Annotated in this window: 1 protein-coding gene; it reads left to right on the top strand. The window is 52.8% G+C overall.

Annotated features, from left to right (window positions below):
* Positions 1 to 48: 48 nt before the first annotated feature.
* The coding region (locus KVT38_RS33560) for an NAD-dependent epimerase/dehydratase family protein (protein WP_306795384.1) at positions 49 to 379 on the top strand (331 nt) is incomplete at its 3' end.

The following is a 379-nucleotide window of genomic DNA, read 5'->3' as shown; positions in this document are numbered from 1 at the left end:
ATTTTAGTTGCTGGAGCAAGCGGCGTCATCGGGAGGGTACTCATTCCGATGCTCGTACAAAAGGGACATGAAGTGATTGGGCTCATACGCAACCCGGAGCATGCAGAAAGCTTAAAGAAAGCCGGAGCTTTATCTGTCCAAGCGGATGTATATGATCGTAAGAGTCTGTTCAGCGTACTTGCCGAAACATCCCCAGAGGTGGTCATTCACCAACTGACTTCACTTCAGGCTATGGATCCGACCGCCAATGCAAGAATTCGTGTGGAAGGAACGAGAAACTTGGTGGATGCTTCGCTCGCCGTTGGCGTTCGCCGGATGATCGCGCAAAGCATCACCATGACCTATGCGCCCGGAGAAGGGCCGGCAACGGAGGATTGTC

Origin of the sequence: Cohnella sp. GbtcB17 (assembly GCF_019091135.1) — a bacterium.
In the GTDB taxonomy this organism is placed as follows: domain Bacteria; phylum Bacillota; class Bacilli; order Paenibacillales; family Paenibacillaceae; genus Cohnella.
The sequence above is the reverse complement of the archived record's forward strand: the minus strand, read 5'-3'. Positions and strand labels throughout refer to the sequence as shown.